This window comes from Maribacter sp. MJ134 (genome assembly GCF_003970695.1).
In the GTDB taxonomy this organism is placed as follows: Bacteria; Bacteroidota; Bacteroidia; order Flavobacteriales; family Flavobacteriaceae; genus Maribacter.
This window is the reverse complement of record NZ_CP034570.1, coordinates 1,645,028-1,671,971: the sequence shown is the minus strand read 5'-3', so window position 1 is coordinate 1,671,971 and position 26,944 is coordinate 1,645,028. Positions and strand designations below refer to the sequence as shown.

29 protein-coding genes, 1 rRNA gene and 1 other RNA gene are annotated in these 26,944 nt (G+C 38.1%); 12 read left to right on the top strand and 19 right to left on the bottom strand.

Annotated features, from left to right (window positions below):
* Positions 1–69: 69 nt before the first annotated feature.
* From rrf to trhA, 3 genes are all read left to right on the top strand, one after another.
* Positions 70–181: ribosomal RNA gene (rrf, locus tag EJ994_RS07260) — 5S ribosomal RNA — on the top strand.
* Between the two features lie 97 nt (positions 182–278).
* Positions 279–1,616 carry an amidohydrolase family protein gene (locus EJ994_RS07255; protein WP_126591860.1) on the top strand — a complete coding sequence of 446 codons (1,338 nt, stop codon included), beginning with the start codon at positions 279–281 and terminating at the stop codon, positions 1,614–1,616.
* Positions 1,617–1,662: 46 nt separating this feature from the next.
* Positions 1,663–2,295, top strand: coding sequence for a PAQR family membrane homeostasis protein TrhA (trhA, locus tag EJ994_RS07250; protein ID WP_126591859.1), 633 nt, complete (start codon positions 1,663–1,665; stop codon positions 2,293–2,295).
* Between the two features lie 101 nt (positions 2,296–2,396).
* Here trhA and EJ994_RS07245 read toward each other — a convergent pair whose 3' ends face one another.
* Positions 2,397–2,819, bottom strand: a complete 423-nt coding sequence (locus tag EJ994_RS07245; protein ID WP_126591858.1) for a DUF4268 domain-containing protein — start codon at positions 2,817–2,819, stop codon at positions 2,397–2,399.
* Positions 2,820–3,491 carry a ZIP family metal transporter gene (locus EJ994_RS07240; protein WP_126591857.1) on the bottom strand — a complete coding sequence of 224 codons (672 nt, stop codon included), beginning with the start codon at positions 3,489–3,491 and terminating at the stop codon, positions 2,820–2,822.
* A gap of 90 nt (positions 3,492–3,581) precedes the next feature.
* On the opposite strand from EJ994_RS07240, the gene EJ994_RS07235 reads away from it, so the two are divergent.
* Positions 3,582–4,766 (top strand): class I SAM-dependent RNA methyltransferase, encoded by a 1,185-nt coding sequence (locus tag EJ994_RS07235; RefSeq protein WP_126591856.1) that lies wholly within the window; start codon positions 3,582–3,584, stop codon positions 4,764–4,766.
* A gap of 3 nt (positions 4,767–4,769) precedes the next feature.
* Positions 4,770–4,997, top strand: a complete 228-nt coding sequence (locus tag EJ994_RS07230) for a hypothetical protein (protein ID WP_126591855.1) — start codon at positions 4,770–4,772, stop codon at positions 4,995–4,997.
* 1 nt (position 4,998) lies between these two features.
* Here EJ994_RS07230 and EJ994_RS07225 read toward each other — a convergent pair whose 3' ends face one another.
* From EJ994_RS07225 to EJ994_RS07210, 4 genes are all read right to left on the bottom strand, one after another.
* Entirely contained in the window at positions 4,999–5,760 is a 762-nt protein-coding gene (locus EJ994_RS07225) for a DUF6048 family protein (protein ID WP_126591854.1), read from the bottom strand.
* A complete protein-coding gene (locus tag EJ994_RS07220) occupies positions 5,741–6,247 on the bottom strand; it encodes a DUF6452 family protein (protein WP_126591853.1) in 507 nt (168 codons plus the stop codon). The genes EJ994_RS07225 and EJ994_RS07220 overlap by 20 nt, the downstream gene beginning before the upstream one ends.
* A gap of 1 nt (position 6,248) precedes the next feature.
* On the bottom strand, positions 6,249–7,661 hold the full coding sequence (rlmD, locus tag EJ994_RS07215) for a 23S rRNA (uracil(1939)-C(5))-methyltransferase RlmD (protein WP_126591852.1): 1,413 nt from the start codon (positions 7,659–7,661) through the stop codon (positions 6,249–6,251).
* 157 nt (positions 7,662–7,818) lie between these two features.
* A complete protein-coding gene (locus tag EJ994_RS07210) occupies positions 7,819–8,988 on the bottom strand; it encodes a mechanosensitive ion channel (RefSeq protein ID WP_126591851.1) in 1,170 nt (389 codons plus the stop codon).
* A gap of 247 nt (positions 8,989–9,235) precedes the next feature.
* On the opposite strand from EJ994_RS07210, the gene rocD reads away from it, so the two are divergent.
* Entirely contained in the window at positions 9,236–10,513 is a 1,278-nt protein-coding gene (gene rocD / locus EJ994_RS07205; protein WP_126591850.1) for an ornithine--oxo-acid transaminase, read from the top strand.
* An 86-nt stretch (positions 10,514–10,599) separates the two neighbouring features.
* Here the strand turns inward: rocD and EJ994_RS07200 are convergent, their stop codons facing one another.
* Genes EJ994_RS07200 through EJ994_RS07190 form a run of 3 tightly spaced genes read right to left on the bottom strand, consistent with a single transcriptional unit; the run spans position 10,600 to position 11,532 of the window.
* Positions 10,600–10,911, bottom strand: coding sequence for a CCC motif membrane protein (locus EJ994_RS07200; RefSeq protein WP_126591849.1), 312 nt, complete (start codon positions 10,909–10,911; stop codon positions 10,600–10,602).
* Positions 10,912–10,922: 11 nt separating this feature from the next.
* Positions 10,923–11,255: a CCC motif membrane protein gene (locus EJ994_RS07195; protein WP_126591848.1), complete on the bottom strand. Its 333-nt coding sequence runs from the start codon at positions 11,253–11,255 to the stop codon at positions 10,923–10,925.
* A gap of 16 nt (positions 11,256–11,271) precedes the next feature.
* Entirely contained in the window at positions 11,272–11,532 is a 261-nt protein-coding gene (locus tag EJ994_RS07190) for a DUF2752 domain-containing protein (protein WP_317128102.1), read from the bottom strand.
* A gap of 106 nt (positions 11,533–11,638) precedes the next feature.
* Between EJ994_RS07190 and EJ994_RS07185 the strand changes: the two genes are divergently transcribed.
* A complete protein-coding gene (locus EJ994_RS07185; protein WP_126591846.1) occupies positions 11,639–12,181 on the top strand; it encodes a Smr/MutS family protein in 543 nt (180 codons plus the stop codon).
* A 9-nt stretch (positions 12,182–12,190) separates the two neighbouring features.
* On the opposite strand, the gene EJ994_RS07180 is transcribed toward EJ994_RS07185, so the two are convergent.
* The gene (locus EJ994_RS07180; protein WP_126591845.1) at positions 12,191–12,694 is read right to left on the bottom strand and encodes a hypothetical protein; all 504 of its coding nucleotides are present in this window, start codon (positions 12,692–12,694) and stop codon (positions 12,191–12,193) included.
* 114 nt (positions 12,695–12,808) lie between these two features.
* On the opposite strand from EJ994_RS07180, the gene EJ994_RS07175 reads away from it, so the two are divergent.
* A complete protein-coding gene (locus tag EJ994_RS07175) occupies positions 12,809–13,957 on the top strand; it encodes a cysteine desulfurase family protein (protein WP_126591844.1) in 1,149 nt (382 codons plus the stop codon).
* A gap of 1 nt (position 13,958) precedes the next feature.
* Here the strand turns inward: EJ994_RS07175 and EJ994_RS07170 are convergent, their stop codons facing one another.
* The 3 genes from EJ994_RS07170 to EJ994_RS07160 are packed head-to-tail and all read right to left on the bottom strand — an operon-like array spanning position 13,959 to position 18,787.
* The gene (locus EJ994_RS07170) at positions 13,959–14,615 is read right to left on the bottom strand and encodes a hypothetical protein (protein ID WP_126591843.1); all 657 of its coding nucleotides are present in this window, start codon (positions 14,613–14,615) and stop codon (positions 13,959–13,961) included.
* 9 nt (positions 14,616–14,624) lie between these two features.
* Entirely contained in the window at positions 14,625–17,090 is a 2,466-nt protein-coding gene (locus EJ994_RS07165) for a TonB-dependent receptor plug domain-containing protein (protein ID WP_164721436.1), read from the bottom strand.
* Positions 17,091–17,095: 5 nt separating this feature from the next.
* Positions 17,096–18,787, bottom strand: a complete 1,692-nt coding sequence (locus EJ994_RS07160; RefSeq protein WP_126591842.1) for a M23 family metallopeptidase — start codon at positions 18,785–18,787, stop codon at positions 17,096–17,098.
* 190 nt (positions 18,788–18,977) lie between these two features.
* Here EJ994_RS07160 and EJ994_RS07155 point away from each other — a divergent pair, with 190 nt between their 5' ends.
* The 4 genes from EJ994_RS07155 to rny all read left to right on the top strand — a co-directional run bounded on the left by EJ994_RS07155 (position 18,978) and on the right by rny (position 21,360).
* Positions 18,978–19,268 (top strand): hypothetical protein, encoded by a 291-nt coding sequence (locus EJ994_RS07155; RefSeq protein WP_126593671.1) that lies wholly within the window; start codon positions 18,978–18,980, stop codon positions 19,266–19,268.
* A 13-nt stretch (positions 19,269–19,281) separates the two neighbouring features.
* Entirely contained in the window at positions 19,282–19,575 is a 294-nt protein-coding gene (locus EJ994_RS07150; RefSeq protein ID WP_099572728.1) for a cell division protein ZapA, read from the top strand.
* Positions 19,576–19,634: 59 nt separating this feature from the next.
* Positions 19,635–19,743, top strand: a non-coding RNA gene (gene ssrS / locus EJ994_RS07145) — 6S RNA.
* A 48-nt stretch (positions 19,744–19,791) separates the two neighbouring features.
* Positions 19,792–21,360, top strand: coding sequence for a ribonuclease Y (gene rny, locus EJ994_RS07140; protein ID WP_126591841.1), 1,569 nt, complete (start codon positions 19,792–19,794; stop codon positions 21,358–21,360).
* Between the two features lie 45 nt (positions 21,361–21,405).
* On the opposite strand, the gene EJ994_RS07135 is transcribed toward rny, so the two are convergent.
* The 6 genes from EJ994_RS07135 to EJ994_RS07110 all read right to left on the bottom strand — a co-directional run bounded on the left by EJ994_RS07135 (position 21,406) and on the right by EJ994_RS07110 (position 26,941).
* Positions 21,406–21,726: a hypothetical protein gene (locus EJ994_RS07135; protein WP_126591840.1), complete on the bottom strand. Its 321-nt coding sequence runs from the start codon at positions 21,724–21,726 to the stop codon at positions 21,406–21,408.
* Between the two features lie 20 nt (positions 21,727–21,746).
* Positions 21,747–22,361: a MarC family protein gene (locus tag EJ994_RS07130; RefSeq protein WP_126591839.1), complete on the bottom strand. Its 615-nt coding sequence runs from the start codon at positions 22,359–22,361 to the stop codon at positions 21,747–21,749.
* A 1-nt stretch (position 22,362) separates the two neighbouring features.
* A complete protein-coding gene (locus EJ994_RS07125) occupies positions 22,363–22,881 on the bottom strand; it encodes a DUF3124 domain-containing protein (protein WP_126591838.1) in 519 nt (172 codons plus the stop codon).
* A 38-nt stretch (positions 22,882–22,919) separates the two neighbouring features.
* The gene (locus EJ994_RS07120; RefSeq protein WP_241240876.1) at positions 22,920–25,028 is read right to left on the bottom strand and encodes a DUF349 domain-containing protein; all 2,109 of its coding nucleotides are present in this window, start codon (positions 25,026–25,028) and stop codon (positions 22,920–22,922) included.
* A 157-nt stretch (positions 25,029–25,185) separates the two neighbouring features.
* The gene (locus EJ994_RS07115) at positions 25,186–25,950 is read right to left on the bottom strand and encodes a shikimate dehydrogenase family protein (protein ID WP_126591837.1); all 765 of its coding nucleotides are present in this window, start codon (positions 25,948–25,950) and stop codon (positions 25,186–25,188) included.
* On the bottom strand, positions 25,922–26,941 hold the full coding sequence (locus EJ994_RS07110; RefSeq protein ID WP_126591836.1) for a DUF368 domain-containing protein: 1,020 nt from the start codon (positions 26,939–26,941) through the stop codon (positions 25,922–25,924). The genes EJ994_RS07115 and EJ994_RS07110 overlap by 29 nt, the downstream gene beginning before the upstream one ends.
* Between the last annotated feature and the right edge of the window lie 3 nt (positions 26,942–26,944).

Genomic DNA, 26,944 nt, shown 5'->3' with positions numbered 1-26,944 from the left:
CGGAAGTGCTTTAAAAACATTGCCCTTTTTTGCATCCCCCCTTCGGGGGGAACGAGGGGGGCTACAGTTTTAGGTGGCCATGGCGACGGGGCACACCCCTTACCATTCCGAACAGGGAAGTTAAGACCGTTTGCGCCGATGGTACTGCTATACCAAGTGGGAGAGTAGGTAGCCGCCTTACTTCGAAACCTCCTTCACTATAAGTGAAGGGGGTTTTTTTATGGGAAAGATGTATGTAAATACCTTTAATGGTATATTTATATCATAAATAAAATGATATGGTCAATAAAATATTCCTTTTAGTACTACTACTAATTTCAACTGTTACTTTTTCTCAAAACTCAAATCTTAAGGCCCTAGTAGGCGGAACCCTCATAGATGGTTATGGTTCTAAACCTATCGCCAATAGCGTTATAATTGTGGAGGGGGAAAAGATTAAAGCGGTAGGGACCACTACTACAGTTAAAATTCCAGATAATGCAGAAATAATATCTACAGAAGGTATGACCGTACTTCCAGGATTATGGGATATGCACGTGCATACCATGATTAACGGTCATGCGGACTATGCATACTGGGATAAAACCTATCCACCGTTGTTAGAAGATGTTATTATGCCGTCATCTGCAGAGCAACTATTAATGGCAGGTGTTACTAGTGCTCGTGACCTAGGGGCGCCCTTAGCGGAGAGTATTGCAGTAAGAGATGCTATTAATAATGGTGACATTCCCGGTGCTACGTTATACGTATCAGGTCCTTTCATTCAAAAGGAACCGTACCCTGGAACGGAAGATTTTAGATGGGGAGTTAACGGTCCTGATGATGCACGCAAAAAAATTAAAAAATTAGCAAAGGCTGGTGTGGATGTTGTTAAGTTGATTGACCAAGACCAAATGTCCATGGAGGAATTATCGGCTATAGTAGACGAGGCACATAAGAATAATTTGAAGGTCGTTGCACATGGCCATAGGCCTGAAGAAATACGAAGAGGACTTAAAGTAGGGGCAGATTGTTTTGAGCATACAGGTTTATCTTCTGCTCCCAGATATCCGGATGATATAATGGACATGATAAGGGAACGAACTGCTGATATGAGCTCAGGTCCTTTGTTTTGGTGTCCAACTGTAGAAGGGTTGTATAACTATGAATATACTAGGGACAATCCTGAAGTATTGGATAATGATTCTTGGCACAGAGGTCTGCCTGATACGGTGGTTACGGACATAAAAAATAGCATAAAGCATCCGGACCAGCTCCCTTATTTTCAATTAACACCTGTCAGAAAGCCTACTCTAAAAACTAAAATTCAACAATTACTTGACTCCGGGGTAGTACTCATGATAGGTACGGATAGTGGTATTCCTATGAAATTTCATAGTCAGTCTACTTGGAACGAGTTGGATGTTTGGGTAAATGAATTTGGGATAGACCCCATGTATGCCATACGAGCAGCAACGTATTGGCCTTCTTTATGGATGGGTGTTTCGGACGAAGTGGGAACGGTGACTCCTGGAAAATATGCAGATATCATAGCGGTCAAAGGAGACGTGCTAAGATATATAAGTCTTTTACAGGATGTGGATATTGTTATTAAACACGGGAAACAATATAAATGATGGATACAAGTATTCATTTAGATTAAATATAACCCCATAATTCCTAATGACTAAACCTACTGTTATTCAAAAAGAAGAAAGACTCAATACAATTTCTCATGTGATAGGTGCTTTGTTCGGGGTAATGGGATTTTATCTTTTATTAAATAAAAATTCTCATAAAACTGACTATGCAACTTTTAGCATTATAGTATATAGTTTCACTTTCATACTTATGTTTACGGCTTCCTCTCTTTATCATCAGGTTTCTTTTGCTCGTTTCAGAAACAGGCTGAGAATTCTGGACCATATCTGCATCTATCTTTTAATAGCAGGCACTTATACCCCTGTTGCTTTGATTACTTTGATTAACGGAAATGGTTGGGATATTTTTGTTTACGTCTGGTCCATTGCGGCTATTGGTGCCTTATTGAAATTATTCTTTACTGGAAAATATGAGTTTTTTTCATTACTCCTCTATTTGGCTATGGGTTGGTTAATTGTTTTGGACTTTCAAAATCTCTTAGAATATACCGAAAAATTTGGAATTAGGCTATTATTTATGGGAGGTGGATTCTATACTGCTGGAATTATTTTTTACGCTATAGATAAGATACCTTACAATCACTTTATTTGGCACTTATTTGTCCTTGCTGGAGCTGTAAGTCACTGGTTTTTTATATTCTTAGATGTGATATAGTGCAAAGAAAACAATACCTGTTTTATAGTAATGTGCCTTAAACAGGGAAGATTTAATTTGTTTTCTTAGTAGCGCACTATCAGTATAACATATGCTTCGCCTTATTTTAGTATGTCTTCGTAGGTTAAAAAGAAGTCTTCGAAGCTAATCATGGTATCTTGAAGAAAAATCATGGTTTCCTGCCAGGTGTTTTTATTATGAATAGAAACATTTTGTCGTTCTACATAGATACGAGAAATTTCCTTTTGGTTTTCTAAAAGGTAACAATCTTCGAAAATGGCGGTGGGCAGGTAGTCCGCTAGGAGTATACTTTTCAATGAATTTAGTTTTTCCCATATTTCAATGCGTTGTTCTAAATTACCAGTAACATCTAGCGAGACCATAGCGCTTTTTAAATTGAAATGAAATTTAAAATCCAAACCCTTCTTACCCGTTTTATAAAGAATCCATTTTCTAGGATAGGATTTTCCAAAGGCTATCCAAAACGCTTCTCTTAGTTTTCTAGATTCTTCTTTACTGAACATTTACAAAAAATATGCAATCACTATTCCTAATATGATTACCAATAATTTCCTAAGGTTAAACTTATGTCCTTCAGAACTTTCAAACAATATTACGGTAGAGATATGAAAAAACACGCCGATTGCCATGGCATTCAAATAAACGGAATAGTCCTCAATGAGAGCTATATTATCAGCTAAAAATGTTCCTAAGGGAGTCATGAAGGCAAAGATTACTATAAATAAACCGGCATAAAAGGTCTTAAGTTTAGAGCCCAAAAGGAACAGACTAAGTATAAGAGCAATGGGTATTTTATGAATTAAAATAGCGTATACCATTGTTTCATTTGTCAAGACGGGGACACCTTCTAAAAGCGAATGTAGCGAAAGACTTAGGAACAGGAGCCAAGGGAACACTTCACTCTGACTCGATAGGTGAACATGGCCGTGTTCCGCACCCTTGGAAAAGAATTCCAAAAAAATCTGTAGTAGGATACCGAGCATTATAAACACCCCAATTGTTTTGGTATCTGAGTTATCATAAACTTCTGGTAGCAGCTCAAAAATGGTAAGTGCCAATAGAAATGTACCGCTAAATGCGAGTAACAGTTTAAAATGCTCCTTATTCTTGGGCTTTAGTATTAGGACTAAAATAAAACTGAGAAGAACTCCAAGTACGGGTAATAGATATATCATTTATGATAGTAAGGTGATTAGAAAGGAATTGGTGTTTCTCCTTTTCGGCATCAAAATTAACGTATTTTTGTGGTAGGTTAAAAATAGCTGATGGGTAATAATTTTAGAATGGTGGCCAAGACCCTTTTCGGGTTTGAAGAAATCCTGGCAAAAGAATTGCGGAACCTTGGAGCGAGCAATGTAAAAGAGGGTGTGCGAAACGTAGCCTTTGAGGGTGATACTGGGTTCATGTACAAGGCCAATCTCTGTTTGCGGACGGCCATTAAAATAATTAAGCCCATAAATTCCTTTCAGGTGGGCAATGAGAAAGATTTATATCGAAAAATCTATGAAATGGACTGGACGGAATATCTTTCTGTTGAAGATACTTTTGCCATTGATTCTACGGTAAATTCTGAAGCTTTTACACACTCTTTATATGTATCCCAGAAAACGAAAGATGCTATTGTAGACAAGTTTAGGGATACGGAAGGGAAAAGACCCGATGTTGACGTTAAACATCCAGATTTGCGTATCAACATGCATATTCACAACAATACCTGCAATGTTTCTTTGGACAGTTCTGGAAGTTCCTTACATCATAGAGGTTATCGCATTTCTACCAATATAGCTCCTATCAATGAAGTTTTGGCTTCTGGTTTATTATTATTAAGTGGATGGGACGGACAGTGCGATTTTTTAGACCCCATGTGCGGCAGTGGTACCATGCTTACGGAGGCCGCTATGATTGCCTGTAATATTCCTGCGAACATCAATAGAAAGGGTTTCTCTTTTGAAAAATGGCCTGATTTTGACGAAGAGCTCTATGAAAAAATCATAGATTCAAGTTTAAAGAAGACGAGGGAATTCCATCATAAAATTACCGGTTATGATAAAGCACCCTCAGCTATTCGAAAAGCGCAGGAGAATATAGAAAATGCCAACCTAGAGGAATATATTACACTTAAAAGGGCTAATTTCTTTAAGACGGATAAAGAAGGTGAGCGCCCGTTGCACATGTGTTTTAATCCACCTTATGGGGAGCGGTTGGACCGTTCCGATTTAGACTCGGATTTTGATGTGGAGGAATTTTATACGGATATCGGAGATACTTTAAAACAGGGATATCCCGGAACTAATGCTTGGTTCATTACCTCTAATCTGCAGGCTTTAAAATTTGTGGGATTACGTCCTTCTAGAAAAATAAAAGTATTCAATAGTCATTTAGAATCGCGATTGGTACAGTATGTCATGTACGAGGGAAGTAAAAAAGCGAAATACAGCAAACAGGATTAAGGTATGACTTTGAAAAACAAGGCACTGTTATTTAACTTTATCGGATTCGCCGTACTTTTTCTCGTAGCTCGGTTTGCTCTGGCCTATTTTTTAGAACTCCATAGATTGTTACTTGCACTTTTATCAGCCGTTATCGCCACGGTATTGGCTCCTAAATTTGCCGTGGTACATGCCGAGGGTCGGCGTTTGGTGATCAAGTGGTTATTCTTAAAAGGTGTAAAAGAATTATAAGCTATTCTTCTTCGTTTTCAAGTTCCTCTATTTTTTTCTTTGCCCTGTTTTTCTTCTTATACAGAGGCAGAAAATAGGATATGGAATAGTTGTAACCTACACCAAATTTACTATCCCAGGTGACCTTATTAAATCCCGGAACCCATAAAAGAGGAAAGCGGCCATCCTGCGCATCTGTAAAAAGAAAACCCAAGCGTACACTTGCACCTAAAAAAATATTTGAAAATAATTCTATTTTAGTTCCGAATAGTGCTTCTATCCAGGCGGCATTGAGACCGCTAAACTGTTCTGGTTCATTTGAGCCTGGCGCAAAACCCTCGGGGTTCCAGTACCGGTTAGAGTCAAAAAGTTGATAATTGTTCAGAGTGTTCTCAAATGTGCTAAAGGCAAGTCTAGCTCCCATAAAAACTGAGTTCTGCTCTCCGTACCAGTTGGCATAGGTATTATTGTCCACTCCAATTTTTATATAGCTGCCCGATGTCGTAAAGTTGTAAAGGTCTTCTTGTTTTGTCCTTTTTTCGTTTCCAAGTTCAGCAGCAATGTATAGTTTTTGGGTAAGCCTATAATCGGCAACAATTTCAAAACCTGTATAATTATCATCTAAACTGGTTAAGATCAGCCGGCTTAAATCTATACCTGCCCGCAGACCATAGGATTGCTCGTACACCACAGTATCTTTTGGCTTTGTATCAATAGGTTTGCTCTGGCCAAAAACCGTTATAAAGCTGAAGAATAAAAAGGTGCTAATGAAAGATTTTGACATGTGTAGAGTCTGCGTTAATAATTTGGGTCTGCGTAATTTCTATTCCTTGTATCCAATTGTCCGCGTCCGTCGTTAAATTTGCATCTAGGTTATCATAATTGATAACAAAACCGCAGGCACGGGATTTAAAATCTTCTAATCTGGAATACGAAAAATTTACCGTATCAATATTCCCTGTTTCTGCGCCATTATCGTCCGAGGCAGAATTGGAAATGAGCAAGAAACTCGTGGTATCCTCGGCAGTCTTTAGAGGAATGGTTATGGTATTTAGACTAGACCTATCTGCAACCGTGTTTACGGTTACGGTTTGCCCTTGTCCTACGACTCTTAATGCCGTTACGTTCTTTAGTGCGGTAGTATCATCAATATTGTAGAATTCTATAACCATTAAAGGCGTATCTCCCTCCACACAAATGTCGTCTTTTTCGCAAGAAGCGAAAGCAATAAAACAAAGCAGCGTAAAAAAAGCTATTCTAAAAATTTTCATGCTATTTTTTCTTTTCTAAAAGTACAACATTTTCTACGTGGTGCGTTTGTGGGAACATATCCACGGGTTGCACTTTAGTTACATCATACAGCTCTTTCATGAGTGCCAAATCCCTAGCCTGTGTAGCAGAATTACAGCTTACGTAAACTATTTTGTTTGGGGCAATAGTTAGTATTTGTTGTACTACGTCTTTATGCATACCATCTCTGGGTGGATCAGTAATAATAACATCGGGAATACCATTTTCAGCGATAAACGTTTCATTAAAAACATTTTTCATATCACCCACGAAGAAATCTGCATTAGAAATATTATTTCGCTCTGCATTTTCTTTTGCATCCAAAATTGCTTCAGGAACCGCTTCTATACCCACTACTTTTTTGGCCTTTTTTGAGATGAACTGTGCTATAGTGCCTGTACCTGTGTACAGATCATAAACCAGTTCATCGCCCTTTAAGCTAGCAAAATCCCTAGTAATCTTATAAAGTTCGTAAGCCTGTTCCGAATTGGTCTGATAGAAAGACTTCGCATTTATCTTAAACCGTAAGCCTTCCATTTCCTCAAAAATATGGTCCCTTCCTTTATAACAGATAATATCTTGGTCGTAAATTGTATCGTTCTGTTTTTGGTTGATTACATAAAGTAACGCCGTTATTTGTGGAAAGGTCTGCGAAAGGTGATTCAAAAGCAGATTTCTTTTTGCTTCATTATCCTCATAAAACTGAATCAATACCATAATTTCTCCCGTAGAAGACGTGCGTATCATTAATGTACGCAACATCCCGTATTGATTTCTTGGATTAAAAAATGTAAGCCCTTTCTTTTGGGCAAAGTCCTTGGTTTCTAATCTAATGGCATTTGAAGGGTCCTCCTGTAGATGACATTTTTCGATGTCTAGAATTTTATCCCACATTCCGGGAATATGAAATCCAAGTGCATTCTTGTCTTCAAAAATAATATCCGACTGTAATTCCTCCAGTGTTAGCCATCTGCTGTCAGAAAAGGAGAATTCCATCTTGTTACGATAGAAGTATTTTTTTTCCGAACCTTTTATAGGTGTAATTACCGGAAGCTCCAAGTGACCTATTCTTTTTAGGTTGTTCTCAACCTCTTTTTGTTTGTAGAAGAGCTGATGTTCATAGCCCATATTCTGCCATTTACACCCACCACATACGCCAAAATGTTTGCATTCCGGTTGTACTCTTTTATCGGATTTGGTATGGAAGGCCGTGGCCGTTCCTTCAAAATATGCCTTTCGTTTTTTGGTCGTTTGGACATCAACAACATCACCAGGAACAGCATTGGTCAAGAAAATTACGCGTCCGTCAGGAGCTTTGCCTATAGTTTTTCCCTTAGCACCTGCATCCAGTACCTCAACATTTTCAAAAACCTGACGTCTCTTATTTTTTCGCATTGAACAAAAATAGCAATCACTCTAGATATGTAGCGGGTTTTAAGAGAATAATAACTCATAATTTAAGTTGTGCAATAACCTGATTTTAGATTTTTTAAAATAAAAATGGGAACGCTTATAAAGCGTTCCCAAAAAAACCTAACCTATTCCTTGTATATTATTTACTATTGAATTTTTCTAGAATTTTGCCCATTTGTTTACCCGCGGCTTCTCTACCTCCTAGTCCAAAGGATAGGGCTACCGTCACGGCTATGGTACCTAAGGTGATACCAAACGCCATGTTAATAATGTCATCCGCCATACCCATGGTCTTTAGGCCCATTGCCAAGAATATGGCTAATATTGCCGTTCGGATTATTGATGCCACAAAACCATTGGATTGATTTTTACCGAAGGCATTTTTAGCCATGATACTTACCCAATTACCAATGAGAATAATAACGAGTCCAAATAAAATTTTACCCGATAAAGCAGTAACCGTTTGTATAATCTCGGTGAGTTGAGCAAATTCTAATTTTTCCAATGCTGTCAACAGGCCAAAAATAATGATGAAAAAGTAAGCAATGTTGGCTATAGTTTTAGATAAGTTCGTATTTTTTGTCATATCTCCTAAGTGAAGTTGACCAACTAGTTTATTCAAATTCATTTTATCCAAAATGTCTCTAACCATCTGTGAGATAAACTTTCCACCAACGACAAATAGAATTAAGATAAATGCGGCTAAAAGCACCTTGGGGACCGCACTGAAGAATTGTGTAAGTATTGCTGTTGCAGGCTCCGAAATGGTATCCATATTCAGGATATTCAATGCCGAGATAAGGAGCGGGATAAAGATAAATATGAATACTACTTTCTTAAGGATACCCACCAAATCAAAACCTTCTGAAATACCAAGTTTGGGAAGAAATGATTTAATGGTATCGCCAGAGAGACCTACAAGCTCAGAAACCATAGTGGCCAACATATAACCAATATAACCAACTAATCCGGCTCCGATTATATTTGGGATATAGGCCAGAAAGCCATTAAGTAGATTTTTTACTGGATCAAGAACGCTTTGCATACCTAACTTTTCAAGAACTAGGGTAAACACAAATATCATAGCTAAAAAATATACGAGCTTACCAATAAACTTGGATATCGTTATTTTATCACTTTTAATTCGTTCATCGATACCACTTTTTTTAATCAATCTGGTGATGATACGTTTTAGGAAACCTGCTATGAACCACCCTATAATCAATATTAATAGTGCTCCCAATGTGCTTGGCAAAAAATCTCCTGCTGAATTACTTATGCTATTAAGCATGTTTTGAAATACTTCCATCTTACTATTTTTAGTGTTAGTGTTTTAATTAGGACACCTAATTGATACAAAAGGTCACTACTATTGCAAAACTTCATAATCTCAAACCGTAGTGAGAAACATATTCTTAAGGTAAATTTTATTAATTTAGCAGCTCTACTAAGGATGATTTCTCTCCTACGCTGAATTTTCTCCCGACGGTTCGGGATTTGAAAGGATAAAGGTACAGAAGGAATGGTTATTTTATTTTAATTTAAATTTTATTAAAATGGCTGTTTTAGAACAATTAACATCGCAGCAAGCAATTGAATTAGAGAACAAACACGGGGCGCACAATTACCACCCACTGCCCGTAGTTTTAAGTAGAGGGGAAGGCGTTCATGTTTGGGACGTAGAGGGAAAAAAGTATTACGATTTTCTTTCGGCTTATTCAGCGGTAAACCAAGGACACTGTCACCCTAAAATAGTGGGAGCCATGACTAGGCAAGCAGAAACACTTTCATTGACTTCGAGGGCATTTTATAATGATATGTTGGGAAAATACGAGAAGTATGCCACCGAAACGTTTCATTTTGATAAGCTTTTGCCTATGAATACTGGCGCTGAAGCCGTGGAAACTGCACTGAAGATATGTAGAAAATGGGCTTACGAAAAGAAAGGTATTGCGGAAAACAATGCCCAAATCATCGTATGCGAAAATAATTTTCACGGGCGTACTACAACTATTATATCTTTCTCTAACGACCCTGTTGCACGTAAGAATTTTGGGCCGTATACGGACGGATTTATCAAGATTGCATATGACAATCTAGCTGCTCTTGAAGATACTCTAAAAAATAATCCGAACGTCGCAGGATTTTTGGTCGAACCTATACAGGGCGAAGCCGGTGTATATGTTCCATTTGAAGGATATTTAAGTAAAGCAAAGGCCCTTTGCGAAAAATATAACGTACTCTTCATTGCAGATGAAGTTCAGACCGGCATTGCTAGAACAGGACGTTTGTTGGCCACATGTGGTAATTGTTCCTGTAGCGACAAGCACTGTAGCGGAACTCCGGAGGTTAAACCGGATATTCTCATCCTTGGAAAAGCATTGTCCGGTGGGGCCTACCCTGTTTCTGCGGTTTTAGCCAATGACCCTGTAATGGAAGTGATTCGTCCTGGCAATCACGGAAGTACTTTTGGTGGCAACCCCATTGCCGCCGCTGTTGGTATGGCCGCTTTAGAAGTGGTAAAAGAAGAGGAGTTAGCACAGAACGCTTCTGAATTGGGAGAACTATTCAGGGAAGAACTAAATAAGTTTATCCCGTCTTGCGATTTGGTACTTAGTGTACGTGGAAAGGGACTTTTAAACGCTATCTTAATCAACGATACCGAGCAAAGTTCTACGGCATGGGATATTTGTATGGCTCTAAAGGAGAATGGGTTGTTGGCCAAGCCAACGCATGGAAACATTATTCGTTTTGCACCTCCTTTGGTGATGACCAAAGAGCAATTATTGGACTGTGTCGCCATTATCCAAAGGACATTGGAAGAGTTTAAATAAACGCTACAAGATATTTTATTTTGATTATAAAAAAAGTCCCGTTTCAAAACTGAAACGGGACTTTCTTATGATAATGGCATCAATAATTATTGAAAACCTCCTTCAGAAGCTGCGGAATATATGATGGCACCTAATGCGCCAAAATAAATTATCCCTAAGATAAGATACACCCCAGCAATACCTAAACCAATATAGGATAGAATCCTGCCAGTTTTAACATTGTCATATCCGGAGTAGGCCGCCCTATCCAATTGATACACTTGTTCAGCTTTCTTTGCACTACTTAGTCCTATAAAACTAAAGATAGCGCCAAAAGGGCCACAACAGAAAATAGTCAGGACTATGGATAGAATTCCGAATGTTAGGGCATTACTTGCTCCAGGAAGGGGTTGATTCATGAATTAATAGATTATTCTATTCCTAATTGTTCTAACATTTCTTGATTTTGTTCCATATAGGCTTCCCATCCGCCGATTGCGAAAATAGAATAAGCACTCCATAATAATGTCAGTACACCAATAACAAGACCAATTATAGCTATTATTTTAACTGTCTTTAAAGTGCTAAAATTAGAATAATCCTCTGGGTTTTGGCTATATAACTTGGTGTCTTTATTCACAAGAAATAATGCAATTCCAGAAAGTAGTATGCCACCTATTCCTGCACTAAAACAGCAACATATAAATGAAAGTATGCTTAATACCATGGCAATGGTAACGTTGGGTAATTTTTGTTGTTCCATAAATTAAAAGGTTTAGTTAAATGAATTTTAATATGTAATTGATTAATAAAGTGCCAACAGTGGCCACCATGAGTACTCGTGAAATTGTATTGGAGTTTTTAAAATTGAAAAATTTGTCTACCGCCAAAAAAATAAATAATAGTAACATGGGATAAATGGCCGGATACATTTCAAAAGCGGCCCCAAACTCTCCACGTACCAAATGTAGAAGTGATCTTTGAATACCGCATCCGGGACAATCGAAACCAAAAAGTTTTTTGGTAAAACAGGGTAGCATATAGTTTTCTATGCCTAGAAAAAAAATAAAAGCTAAATACCTCATTAGGTCATTCTCAAACTCAAGCGGAAAAATACCATTATTTTTGTGGAATTAAAATAAATTCATGTCAGATTTTCAAATAGGAGATAGGGTAGAGGCCATAGACGATGTCGTAAAGGGTTTTATTACTCAGATAGATGGTAATACCGTAACCGTGGATACCGATGACGGATTTCCCTTAAGTTTTGATAAAGAGGAGTTGGTTAAGATTGCCGATGATATTAAGGTCAGTAACTACGAAGTAGCACAAGTAAAAAAGGAAAAAGAAGAACCTAAAAAGAAAAGAGGACCAATACCAAAACCAAAAGAAAGGAATTTACCAAAAATGGAAGTGGACCTTCATATTAATCAATTGGTGAAAAATCCCAAGAATATGGGAAACTATGAAATGCTTAACCTACAAATGGATACCGCCAAAAGACAGTTAGATTTTGCGATAGCCAAACGCATTCAAAAAGTTGTATTTATTCACGGTGTAGGAGCAGGGGTCTTAAAAGAAGAATTGCAGTACCTCTTTAGAAAGTACGATAATATCAAATATTATGATGCCGATTATCAAAAATATGGGCTAGGTGCCACAGAGATATATATTTATCAGAATGCTTAGAAAACTGGGTTAAAGCGAAGTGGTTACGGTACCAAATTCGTTAATTTCTAGATTAGTGATTCTACTACCGTTTTCCGCTACAAACGAAATACCGCTGAGTCTTATGGTATGTACAAAAGTGTCTCCCTCACCAGCTACCGTGGTAATGAAAATTTGGCCGTCTTGGGCCGCTATCTCCTCTATAACGCTAGGTGTTAGCGGAGGTATCGCGTCACAGAAGTAATTGGTACTAACATTATCTGAAAAAATACGATATGTTATTTGAGTAGCGGAGGGTACTTGGCTTGTTATATCCGTAGTAGTTATTTCGTTTTTAAGTAGGTTACTTGGTAATTCAATAATCAATGCCTCATCACCATTAATTTTAAATAACAGATTTTCAGCATTTACGACCACGGTTTCGCAAAACTGAACCGTCTCAATACTATCAAAATCAACCGTTTCTATTTGAAGGTCACCGTCATTACAGGAAAATTGAATTAAAGCGATTGCCAAAAGCAGGTATTTCTTCATCCTTCAAATTTAAATTAAATATTACATATGCCTCTGACCATAGTCATTCATTTAAGTGCAAATTAACTTAATTTGGATTATTTTTGAGGATTATTTATTTCAGATTAGGTTATCATGAGAAATGTTTACTTAGACAATGCGGCTACCACTCAGGTTCGTGAGGAGGTAATCGTAAAAATGCAAGATGCACTGGCAAATTCCTATGGCAACCCGTCTTCTACACATAGTTACGGCAGAACTGCCAAAACGGCCATAGAGAGCGCGAGAAAGACCATTGCCAGGTACTTAAATGCCCAACCATCTGAGATAATTTTTACTTCTGGAGGTACGGAGGCCGATAATATGATTTTGAGGTGTGCCGTGGCGGATTTAGGAGTAAAGACTATTATTACTTCCAAAATTGAGCATCATGCGGTATTGCATACGGTAGAGGAATTGGCGCATAAAGGTCTTATCAATTTGTCCTTTGTGCAACTTGATGTGTTTGGCAATCCTGATATGAACCATTTGGAAACCTTGCTCAGAAAGGACGATTCAAAAAAAATGGTGAGCCTAATGCACGTAAATAATGAGATTGGTAATAAGATAGATATTGCTGCCATCACGAAACTGGCTAAAGCTCATGATGCATTAGTGCACTCGGATACGGTACAGTCCATTGGTCATTATCCATGGGATGTAAAGGATGTTGGGATTGACTTTATGGCTGCCGCCGCACATAAATTCCATGGGCCAAAAGGTATCGGTTTTGCCTTTATAAGGAAAAATTCCGGCCTTGGATGTATGATTTCAGGTGGTTCGCAAGAACGCGGTTACCGAGCAGGAACCGAATCCTTTCATAATATCGTAGGTCTAGAAGAGGCTTTTGTTAGGGCGTACGATAATTTGCAGGAAGAACAAAGCTATGTCAAAGGCCTTAAGAAGTATTTCATAGACACCATTAAAAATGAGATTCCAGAGGTGAAGTTCAACGGACATTCTGGAGATTTAGACAAAAGTACCTATACCTTGGTGAATGCTTGTTTGCCCATTAGTGCTGAAAAAGCACTCATGTTATTGTTTCATTTGGATATGAAGGGTATTGCTTGCTCTAAGGGCAGTGCTTGCCAGTCCGGGAGTGATAAAGGCTCTCACGTACTTTCCGAGATTCTTTCTGACGAGGATTTAAAAAAGCCGTCCCTACGTTTTTCATTTTCAAAATACAATACTAAAGAAGATATCGATTATACGGTAGGTGTGCTAAAGGAATTTACGCTTCAATAACTTAATTCTTATTTTTTCTGTCTTTTTTGCGCTCTCTTTCATAGGGGAATTTTCTTATGGCAAGTTTCATCATCCTATCAATAAGGTCGGTCGTGTTTTTTCCGGTTTTTTTGTTGATTTGCTTTTCGTACTTCCATAGCAATTTGCCAGTGTCCCCGTCACTAATTTTTACGCCGATACGTCCGTAATTGGCACCTCCGGAAAAATAATCGGTAAAACTGAACTCGGTAGGAACTCCTTTTGATAATAAAACATTGAGGTCCAAAGTTCCACTGATGATACCGTCCACGCCCAAAATCTCGCTCAATTGCTTAACGGTATACACATCTATATTTTGATAATTTATACCGTTTTGGCTCAGAATTGCTTTTGTGTTTTTTGTATTTTGAAATTCGACCGGTAGTTTTTTCTTTTTCTTGCGTTTAGAAAAATAGGTCTCAAAGGCATTTTGTACGGCATACCCCTCTTTTTCTTTTAATACCCCTAGTTCTTCCTTAGAAACCTGGTCTTTGAGGTCTAGGTTGGTCAAAAAGGGTAAAATGGCCAGGACTTCATGGTCATTGCTTAATTCATCAAATCTGGCACTTTCATAAATATTCTTTTGAGCGCTAAGGTTTAAGCTGGTTGCGAGAAGTATAAAAATTAAAATTCTAAGCATTTTTTTGGTTTAAAGACGTACTCTAAGTCTTAAGTTTAAAACTCTTGAGGTTAGGAAATTTGGTACGGCGAACTCGTTTTTACTGTCCACGTCCCTGACCCAAGTATTTGTGATAGCGTTCTGGTTATTGAAAAGATTAAAAATTTCAAAGCCTAAACTCAATTCTTTAAAGGAATGCAACCAATGGTTTTTAGCATAGGTTTTATCCTTTCCTGCAAAAATATAGGAAATTCCCAAATCAGCACGCCTATAGTCTCTTAATCTATTCTGAAAAAGATAGGGGTCGGCATTGTTCGGAGAACCACCGGGTACACCTGTCGTGTAGACCAGGTTTAAATACATCTTTAAATCTGGAATGGTGGCCACATAATCTTGAAAAAGGATGCCTATCTTAATTCTTTGGTCCGTTGGCCTCGCAATGAAACCTCTACCATTCCTATTTTCTTCGGTCTTTAGATACCCTAGACTTACCCAAGATTCCGTACCGGGTACAAATGCTCCATTAAGCCTTAGCTCTGCACCATAAACATAAGCGGTAGCATCATTGTCTGCAGCATATCGTATGCGAACATCTTCTAAGGTGTAGGCGTTTACATTGTCTAGATTTTTATAATAGCCTTCACTAATTAAGGTAAAGGGTCTATTCCACAATAGAAAACTATACTCATTTCCAAGAACAAAATGAAGCGATTTTTGAGCCTTTACATTGGGGTTTATGGTTCCCGTTAGGTCTCTTAACTCCCTGTAGAACGGCGGCTGATGGTATAAGCCTGTGGAAAACCGAAACAGCATATCTTTATCCCAATCGGGTTTTAATGCTATTTGTGCCCTTGGGCTGAATACTACTTGCGATACTTTCTCAACGTTGGTGCCGCTTACCGTCCAATAATGCGCACGAACACCTATATTATAGTAGAGGTCGTTTGTGTTCCATTTCTTTTGTGTTGCCATTTGGGCATAGCCAGAAAATCTATTTGTCTTTACAAAATTAGTGGCATTAAGACCTGTGAACGGTACCAATGGTGCATTAAAAGGTGTTTCTGGTTGATTGTTAACGAATGCAGGATTTATAGGGCGTACCGAAAACCCGGCGGAATCTATAAATTCAGATTCCCCTAATTGATCCCTGATATCCTCATGAGTGTATTTTAGGCCCCATTCTAAAACGGTATTCCCATTCTTATGAACACCCCTATGATTTATATTGAATATCAAGGCATCCAAATCATTTCTGGTTCTGTTGAATTGTGAGCCTATTCCCCTTGCATTTTGAATTTCGCCTAGGTTTTCACTACCTAAATTACTATTTACATCTCCCAATTCGTAAGAAGCTATTACATCGGAATATTCCTCCTCGGTCGTATGATATAAAGAAGTGATTAATTTTAGTGTGGTCTTATCATTTAAATAGTAATTACCCTTGACGGCACCTAAGGCAGTTGCGAATCTATTATTTTCTCTACCCTCATAAAAAACAACTAAAGCCCTAGGCTCATCAATAGTACCAAAATTTGTTTCTCTTTTCAAAGGTTCGTTTCGGTAATTGTTTACGGAAAGGTTTCCAAGGAAATTTAAATTGAACTTGTTGGAGATTCTGTAGGTTATGTAACTCTGCACATCCGTGAAAGAAGGATTTAAATTTGCCGTCGTTTGTTGCGAGTTAACTAAAAGACTATTGTTTCTATATCTAACGCCGGTAATACTGCTTAGTTTTTTATTTTTGGATATGGTTTCCAGACTGGCACTTGCTCCCAGTAAACTAAAATCTCCCTGAGCCGAGAACGTAACCGGATTCTTATACGTAATATCTAGCACGGAAGAAAGTTTGTCCCCATACTTGGCTTGAAAACCCCCAGCCGAAAATTTTACGTTCTGAACCAAATCACTGTTTACAAAACTTAAACCTTCTTGTTGTGCAGAGCGCACCAAAAAAGGACGGTACACTTCAATCTCATTGATGTAAACAAGGTTTTCATCATAATTACCTCCTCTAACAGCATATTGGGTACTTAATTCGTTATTCGAAGAGACACCAGGTAAGAGCTTCAAAATATTTTCCACACCTGCATTGGCACCTGGTATTTTCCTGATTTTTTCCGGTGAAATAGAGAGAATACCACTTGCTTCTTTTTCGCCTCGAGGGGTTACGGTAACACCATCGACCTGAATAACATCATTTCGTAATACCGGATTAAATTCATAGGTTTCGTTCGTAGTAAGAATTAAATTTTCTAACCTAACCTCTTTATGTCCTATATGGGTGAAAACGATGTCTGTTTCCGTGTCGGCAGTAATCTGAAGAATGTAAAAGCCATCTTTATCCGTAGTTGTACCCAATACCCCTGCAGAAATGTTAACATCTGTCAAGGGGACGTTACGTTCGTTTAGAACAATGCCCGTTATTGTAGCGTTCTGAGCCCTACCATTAAAATGGTAAGTTATAAAAAAAAGTAAAAATAATTTACAAAATCTCAAAAGGTCTAATTTCTATAGAAAGGCGCGGTGAGTGTATTTTGGTTACCTACATTATCTGTAACGGTAACTTTAAGAACGCATTGCTTTTTCCCTAATATCTTATCGTCAAAATTGTAGGTCAACGTATTCTTTTTAGGTTCATATTCCATGAGAATCCATTCGCCGTTTAAAGTGGCACTATACGTATCTATTCCACTTAAATCATCAGAAATGGAAACACTGAGGTATTTATAATTATTGAGCCACTGTTTTTCTTTAAAATTTTTGGTTTCGATTTTTGGTGCAACTGAATCTTTTGCCAAGGTGTATGTACCAAGATTACGAGTTCTTGCCGTAAAGGTGTTTCCACGCTTATACGTATTTAAATAGCTAGGCCTTAACTTACTATCCAGTCTTGCGATAAATAATTGTTTCCGTTCTTCCTCCGTGTATTTAGCGGCATCGAAAGTGATGGTGAAATTACGGTGGGCGGGAACGGTATTGGTATGTATTTTAACCGTATCTTCCCCTTTTTCAAGGTCTAGGTAAAAATCCTCGTAGAAAGTGTTGCTCGGGAAATAGACCTTTGCCGCGGTTAGGTCAAAGTTATTGGGTTTGTTGGCAACCACATAGTAGGGAGTTTTTTTCAGCTCTTTTTTAATTTTCACTTCAGATTTCTTTCCTTCTACGGGAACCACTAGCTTAACCTTATTGCCTTTTAAATCCTTAATCAGTAATTCTATAGTGTAGCTTAGCCCTTCCCTAATGGCTATCTCGCCCTTGTTATATATTTCGCTATAGATGCCTAAATTATTACCTGGAGATTTAAAACATTTTTGAATGCGTTGCCTATACTTTCCTAAATGATCATAATCTACCAAGGTGTTGATGTATCTTGTTTCTCCAAATGAAAAAGACTCAAAATCATATGCCGTATAGACCTTACCATTAACAGAAAGGGAAACGGAATAGACCCCATTTCTGTTCGCTGCCATATCCTGCCTATCAAAACCTATAAAACCAACTCCTATTTTTCCTATGGCCTCTACCTTGTCCGCTAGAAAACTACCATCCGGTTGTTTTGAAAAATTAACCTGAATTTTTTCCTGACTTTGATTTACTACTGATGTATTGGAAAGCGGATAGATAAATAATTTTTCCAATGTGGGATTCGTTGCATCGGCCACATCTAAACCGTAAAGTAAGGGATTTGTAGGCTTTTCAGAAATACTGCTTCTAATCTCAAAATGTAAGTGCGGCCCTGAAGAACCTCCCGTATTGCCACTGTAGGCTATAAGGTCGTCTTTGGAAACCTTAAGCTCGCCGTAATCGGGAAACACCTCTACTTCAAATGATTTTTTTCGATATTGAATTTTTCTAATGTAGGCTTCAATTTCGGGCGAAAACTTCTGGAGGTGTCCGTAAACAGATGTGTAACCGTTAGGATGCGCTATATAAAGAACTTTGCCATAACCCCATAAGGATACTTTTATTCGTGTAACCGTACCATCTCCTATGGCAAAAATAGGAAGCCCTTGACGTTGCTTTGTTTTAATATCGATTCCAGAGTGAAAATGATTGGAGCGCAACTCACCAAAGGTGCCCGCTAATATTATTGGGATATCCAAAGGTGACCTAAATGCATCTTGGGGATAATTTTCTTGGGCTTGTGATAAAATGCTCACTAATAGGAGTAATGCTAGGGTAATTTTCTTCATAGCTTTCTTTAGGTAATACGAAAATAATTAAACGCTATTAATTCTTGAAGATTGTTGTAGTCAATTTGTATGCCACACGTTTCCCCTGCGTTTTGTTTGATACGTATCTCGGTTCTAAAGATTATTCGCGAAAAGTATGGTTAAGTCTCTTACGAATGTTAACTTTGTGTATATCGCATGGAGTTTAAGTATGGGCGAATTGATTCAAATAGTAGATTCCTTAGAAAACAAGGTCAGTAAGTTACTTCATAAACTAGAAGTGCTCGGTGATGCAAACCGGAATCTGGAAAATGAATTGTTGATGATTAAATCCAAACAGGAAAACGCAAGTAAAACGGTGTCGGACTGGGAAGAGAAGTACAACTCGCTTAAACTTGCAAATTCCATGCTTGGCAGTAATACAAATAAGACAGAAGCAAAGCTTAAAATAAATACGTTAATACGGGAGTTAGATCATTGTATAGCACAACTTTCGGAGTAACGTTTTAAATACTATGTCAGAAAAGCTCAAAATAAAGCTTTCTATTGCAGATCGGGTATACCCGTTAACAATAGAGCCATCCCAAGAGGAGGGTTTAAGGAAAGCGGCCAAGAATATTGAACAGTTGGCCAAAAAATTTGAGCAGAATTATGCGGTTCGGGATAAGCAAGATGTTTTGGCGATGTGCGCCTTGCAATTTGCCTCTAAAATCGAACAGCGAGGTATAGAACAAACGGAAGGAACCAAAGAAGCCGAAGAGCGGTTAAAAGCGCTCGAGGAATTGGTAAATGCCAAGCTTGCTCCTTAAGAAATACGTTCTTTTAAATACATTAAGTTACTGCCCACATTGGTAATACCTTTTGACGAACTCAACATTAATTTGTTTAAAAAGGGTGAGTTTAGATTGTAAAAGCAGGCCTTCTCGTTTAAGGATCCTTGATCAGTCTGTTAGCCCTAAACCTGTTTTCTGGAGTTTGTACAAAACTTCTCCAATGTGGGCTTTTTTATATAAATATTTCAAACTATGGATAGTACAATGATAATTATAGCGGGTATTGTTGGTTTAGCAATAGGCTTTGCTATAGCAAAATTTATGGAGAAGGGTAAGGCGTCCAAAACCATTGCAAATGCAAAAAGAGATGCCAGTAGAATTCTTAAAGAGGCACAAACGGAAGGTGATAGCATAAAAAAGGATAAAATTTTTCAAGCAAAAGAGAAATTTTTAGAGTTGAAAGCGGAACATGAGAAAGTAATCATCAATAAGGACAAGAAGATCAGCGAGGCCGAAAAAAGGACTAGGGATAAAGAATCTCAGATTAGTAACGAGCTGGCAAAGAACAAAAAGCTAAACGCTCAGTTGGATAGTAGACTCAAGGATATAGAACAGCGGAAGGAATTCTATGAAAAGAAACAATCGGAGCTAGAAAAACTTCATAAAAGCCAAGTGCAGCAGTTAGAGGTAATTTCCGGATTGTCCGCTGACGATGCTAAGAACGAATTGGTAGAGAGTCTTCGGGAAACCGCAAAGACCGATGCCATGGGGTATGTACAGGCAACCATGGAGGAAGCCAAACTAACAGCCCAACAGGAGGCCCGTAAGATAGTTATCAATACCATACAGCGTATCGGTACCGAGGAAGCTGTTGAAAATTGTGTTTCTGTTTTTAATATTGAGTCCGATGATGTCAAGGGTAGAATTATAGGCAGGGAAGGAAGAAACATCAGAGCGCTGGAATCGGCCACAGGAGTAGAGATTATTGTGGATGATACACCAGAGGCAATTATATTATCTTGTTTTGATTCCGTGCGTAGAGAAGTAGCGCGTTTGTCTTTACATAAACTGGTTACCGATGGTAGAATTCACCCCGCAAGAATCGAAGAAATTGTAAAGAAGACAGAAAAGCAAATTGAAGCGGAAATCGTTGAAATAGGCAAAAGAACCGTAATAGACCTAGGTATTCATGGATTACATCCAGAATTAATCAAAGCGGTAGGTAGAATGAAATACCGTTCTTCTTACGGACAAAATCTATTACAGCACTCTAGGGAGGTGGCCAAGTTATGTGGGGTCATGGCTTCTGAGTTAGGGCTCAATCCAAAAATAGCCAAGCGAGCGGGACTACTTCACGATATCGGAAAAGTTCCTAATACGGAGGCCGAGGTAGAAACACCACACGCGATATTAGGAATGCAGTGGGCGGAGAAATTTGGAGAAAAACCAGAAGTCTGCAATGCCATAGGTGCTCACCACGATGAGATAGAGATGAAGACATTAATCTCTCCTATTGTTCAGGTTTGTGATGCTATTAGCGGAGCAAGACCCGGTGCAAGGAGACAAGTGCTAGATTCTTATATACAACGTCTTAAGGATCTGGAAGAAATAGCATTTGCATTCAGTGGCGTACAGAAGGCCTACGCTATTCAAGCCGGTAGAGAGCTTAGGGTCATTGTAGAAAGTGAAAAGGTTAGCGATGATAAAGCTTCGGAGCTTTCCTTTGAAATATCGCAAAAAATACAAACGGATATGACGTATCCGGGACAGGTTAAAGTTACCGTTATTAGAGAAACTCGTGCGGTTAATGTAGCGAAATAGACTTTAGAATATTTAAGTAAAAAGAGCTAGAAATAGCTCTTTTTTTTATGCTTTTTTTTTAGTTTGCTCAATCCAAAGGCTTAGGTCATTTTTTTCGGAAGTGGTTAGTTTTATTTTTTTTCCTTTGGGCATTTTCTTCTTTATGAACACCTGTTTGTTGATATCGTAAGCCAAGCTATCCATATTCTCAAAAGTAAAGATGTCCACTCTCTTTTTTATAGCATGGCAAACGTTACACTTGGTCTGTAAAACTCTGAAGGCCTTTTCTTTTTGAATTTTTTCCTGGTCAACTGGATTGTACTCATACGCTTTTGGTTCAATGTCCAATACACTTAAGACAAAAAGTGAAAGAATATAATACCTCATAGCAAACGTTTATTACTTTTTTAATTGGTAAGGACGAAGAAATCTTTTAAACCACTTAAGATACTTTGCACTGCATAAGAGGCAAGAATAAGCCCCATAATTTTACTGATGACCGTAATTCCGTATTCTCCTATTTTTTCCTGAACATAATTGGCAGCAAGCAGTAACAAGCTGGTTAGACCAATCACTACCAACACCAGAGCACTTGTCAGGGCTTGTTGTTCTATGCCATAGACATGATTATCGGTCATTAATACTACTGCCATTATAGCTCCTGGAGAGGCTATGGATGGGATGGCCACAGGAAATATGGTTACATGCTTATAATCAGAAATAAGATGCTTTTCCGTTTCTGGTTTTCCGTCACCAAAAATCATGGTCAGCGCGAAGAGAAATAGAATAACACCACCTGATATCTGAAAGGCATCCAAAGAAATATCCATTCCTTCCAAAATCAATTGCCCTATCACGATAAAGAAAAGTAAAATAAAGAATGCTACAATAGAGGCCCTTATGGCTATTTTCTTTTTATGGGCCTTATCAAAGTGTTTGGTGGCCTCCAAATAGACAGGTACCGAGCCTAAGGGGTCTATAACTGCGATTAAAAATAGAATAGTGGTAAAAATCTCCGTCATGTTATTCTATTCTCTTTCCTTGTGTCGTAAAGGATAATCCCTGCTGTCCGTAGGTAGATATCATCACGGCTTCAAAAAGTGGGGTCGTGGTTGATTTCTTCTTTCCCCACTCGAAAATAAAATTGGCGCCCGTGCCACCTTTTTTGTCGAATTCTGCTATTACAATTTCCAAGGTTTCCATTTTATCCAAAGCAATGGGTTGGTCTACATAAGAATGGATAGCATTACCTTTTGTATCAAAGTAATCTGCCTTTATAAGATATATTGGTTCCGTTTCACTCGTATTCCGGATACTTACGGTCGCTGTTAAGTCTAGTGCGGTATGTTCTGTATAGCTATAGACCTGAGAATATATGGAAAGGTAAGACTTGCCGTAATCTAGTGAGTCCGTTTTGGGAATAGTAACCTCCTTAGCGGACCAATCTATGGCTTTTAATACCTCTGTTTTCTTCTCAACGTTAGCGCAGCTCAGGATAGTTAGAACGAAAAGTAGACAACTAGCGTAAAATATAACTCTCATTGGATTTAAGATCATGACGGAATTTTACTAAATATAAATTATTCCTCTTCGTTAGCACTAGTACTTTCTTCCTCGGTTTCTTTATTCAGATTGTGCTCTAAGACATTCAACTTTTTAAGTTTTGCCTTCCATGAGGCCAGAGATTCCTTCTGAACTTCAACTTTCTTAATTACTTCCTGCACTATAGGATTGCTTTCGGAGGCATTGGAAAAAAACTGTAAATTGGTTTCCAATTGCCTTATCTCATTCTTGCTTTCATCTATTTTTTTACGAATAAAACTACGTTCATTTTGAATGGCCCTTTCTTGATTATCATCATTCTTTAGGCGCTGAATTTTGTTGCCGTACTTTAATAAATCTGCCTCTTGAGCGCTTACCCCTAATTTGTTGAAAAGGGCATCGATAATCCTATTAAATTTTTGATTGATACTTTTTTGCTTGTAAGGTACATGGCCATAAGTTTTCCACTCAGAAACAAATTCTTTAATGACCTTCAGGTCGTTTTCTTTTTTGCCACTCAACTGAAAATCCTTCAGGCGGGCCATACAGTCTTCTTTAAGCTTTAAATTCTCTTGCTCTTTTTTAAAGCCATCATTCTTTGTAGCATGCAATCGGTCAAAATAGTGATTACAAGCAGCCTTAAATTCTTTCCAAAGTTTGTCCGAGTACTTTCTCGGTACATGGCCAATTTTTTTCCACTCGCTCTGGATTCTTTTCATTTCTGCCGTAGCAACATCCCAATCATCACTTTCTTTTAAGGAGATTGCTGTTTCTAATAGAGCTCTTTTATTGTCCAGATTTTTCTGCTGTTCTTTCTTTAAGTTTTTATAAAAGGCGTTCTTTCCTTTATTAAAAGCTCTCACGGCATTTTTAAAGGAAGTCCACGTATTCTCGTTATCCTTTTGAGGTACCTTGCCCGCCTTAAAGAAAGACTCTCTAAGTTCCTCTAATTTTTTGATTTGCTGTTGGAGGGTGGCATGTTTGTCCGATACACTTTCAGATAGCGTAAGTATCTCCGCGATAATGGCATTCTTTGTTTCAAGATTCTGTTCGCTGATCTTGTCCAGTTCTTTAAAGTAACTTTGACGCCGTTCATGTATAGTCTTGGTGGCCGCGCTAAAACGCTCCCAAATTTCTTCCCTATGGTCCCTTCCAACGGGTCCAATGTCTTCTTTCCAGAGTTTATGCAGCACTTGTAGTTCCCTGAATGCCCTATTTAAATCGGGTTCTTCAGCTAGTGCCTCGGCTTGTTCCACAATCTTAAGTTTCTCTTCCAGATTATGTTTAAAATCTAAATCCCGAAGCTCACGATTTATGTGAAGAAAATCATAGAAAATTTCAATATGATGTTGGTACGTTTTCCATACATCGTTATAATTTGCTCTTGGAATTGGTCCCGCATTACGCCATTTTTCTTGAATATCCTTAAAATTCTTATAGGTGGTATTTATATCTTCCTCAACATTCACCAAACCTTTGACCTCTTCTATAAGCTCAAGTCTGTAGGCTAAGTTTTCCTTGTGACTCTTTTCCAGACTTTTATAATGTTGATTGCGCTTATCGCGATAATCATTATATACTTCGTTGAATTGTCTCTTGGTTACAGAATTATACCTGAAATCTATCTCATTGCCACCATTGGCCACAAAATCTTCTTTTTTCTGGTCAATGAATTCCTGATATTTCAAGTTGAATTCTTCGCGTATGCCATCAACATGTTTTTTGATGGCTTGCACCTTTTCATTCTTTACAAGTTTTTGAAGCTCTCCTACAAGATTTTCCATGGACATGGAATGATAGTCCAGTAGCGGAATTTCATGTCTTTTTCCTGTATCCTTATCCTCTGCATCTTCGGCATTGGTATCTTCAATTTCCTTGATTACATCAGGTTCCGAAGTTTGTTCCTCTTTATTGGCAACGACTTCTGTTTCCGTTTCTTTAACAGTCTCAACTAGAGTCGCTTTTTCGACATTGTTACCCTCAGGCGATACGTTTTCTTCTCCAACTATGGATTCAACTTTCTCCTCAGTCGGCGCAGTCTTTCCCTCCTCAGCAGTCTTCGCTGGGATTTTTTTATCCATTTCAGGAGTTTCTGGACTGGTTTCCGTTACCTCGTTATTGGGCTCTTTTTCTTTGTCTTCTGACATCTTCCATGATTAGGTTTTTACAAGATAGTAACAACCTTAGGAATGGCAAAGAATAAGCATCTTCTTTTTAGGCAGATGCCACCGACAAAATCCCATGTGTCAATACCAAAAAATTAGAAGTACCAGAGCGTTCACTGCCTACGGGATATCTATTGTTCTACTGTTGGGAGCGTTCGTTCCAAATTTCCCAAGCTTTCTCTGCTTGCAGCTCTAGCATGCGAAACCCGTTGCAAATTTGTGCCCCTTGCTTTTTCCCCTCGGTAAGGAACGCTGTTTGCTCTGGGTTATAGATAAGATCATATAGTAGATGCTTTTCGGAGATGCCAGAGTACGGAATTGCTGGTTTTGCTTTAATATCAGGGTATGTTCCAACGGGTGAGCAATTAATGATCAAAGCGTTTTCATTAATGATTTTTGGGTTTAAATCCTCATAACTTAAACCACTATTTTTTCCGGTTCTAGAAACAAATTTGAAGTTGATATGTAATTTTTTAAGTACGTAGGCAATCGCCTTTGATGCACCTCCCGTACCTAATATCAGAGCATTGTTATGATGATTTTTTAAGAAGGGTTCCAGCGACATTTGAAAACCGTAAGCATCAGTATTATAGCCCTTTAACCCTTTTTTGGTGATTTTAATAGTATTTACAGCACCTATTTCCTTTGCAGAATCGTCTAGAGCGTCTAAATACGGAATAACTGCTTCCTTGTACGGAATGGTCACATTTAGTCCTTTTAAGTATTGTGTATTAGCATATAGTGCGGAGAACTCTTCAATCGTATCCAAATCAAAGTTTTCATAACTATGATGAGGTAAGTCCAAGTTTTTAAATTTTTCTTCGAAATATCCTCTTGAAAAGGAGTAGGAAATAGCTTTACCTACCAACCCAAATTTAAACGGTTCTTTTTCTGTTTTTTCCATACCAATCTAGAAGTAATAAAATACTGATCCCTAAGATAACGAAGAATAGTGCCCACCACGTTTCCGTACTCGTAATAGTAGGCCAAAAACGTTCATAATTTGTAATTATCTCCTTTCCATTCGTGTCTAACACCAAATCACCGCTTTCGGTTGTTTTGAATATAGCTTTTTTCCATGGCCAAACCACGCCGAGAGATCCAGTTATGAATCCTAGAATTACGGCGGTGGTAACATGCTTAAAATGCTTTAAAACATAGCTTAGTATATGCGAAAGGCTAACAAGACCGGTAGCGGAACCTAGGGTAAAGACCACTAGGATTTTTAGTGTATGCATACGTTCCGTATTATCGGTAAAACTGAAATCTCCTAGTAGTATTTCTGAAAAAGTATCGTAAAGCGCGTTTACGGAATCTACTAAGAGCAGCACATAATTGCCAAGTAGAATTAATATAAATGAACCAGAAAGGCCAGGCAGTGCCATGCCTGAAACACTTATCATTCCGCAAAAAAAGATAAATAATAAATTATCATTTTCTTTCGCTGGACTCAAAAAGCTGATGGCGATACCAATGGCCAGTCCAATGACAGCCGCAAATAAGGTTTTCTTTTTCCAATGCGAGAAATCCTTTCCTATATAATAAATGGAGCCTAAAATCATTCCAAAGAAAGCAGACCAAACATAAAGCTCCTTTTGCTCCAAAAAATAGTCTAGCACCTTAGAGACACTGAAATAGCTTACCAACATACCAAATAGCAGCAGGCTTAAAAAAGGACCGTTGCAATACCTGTAAAAGCTTTTGAACCTTCCGTTGAATAGTAATTTAAAAGCTTTGATGTTAATTTTTTGAAGGGAATAGATAAACTCTTCGTAGAAACCACCCACAAAAGCGACAATACCGCCGGAAACTCCAGGTACTTTATTGGCAGCCCCCATACATAATCCTTTGACAACTAAGAAAATCTTATCGGTAAGGGAACGATGTTCATGCATTAA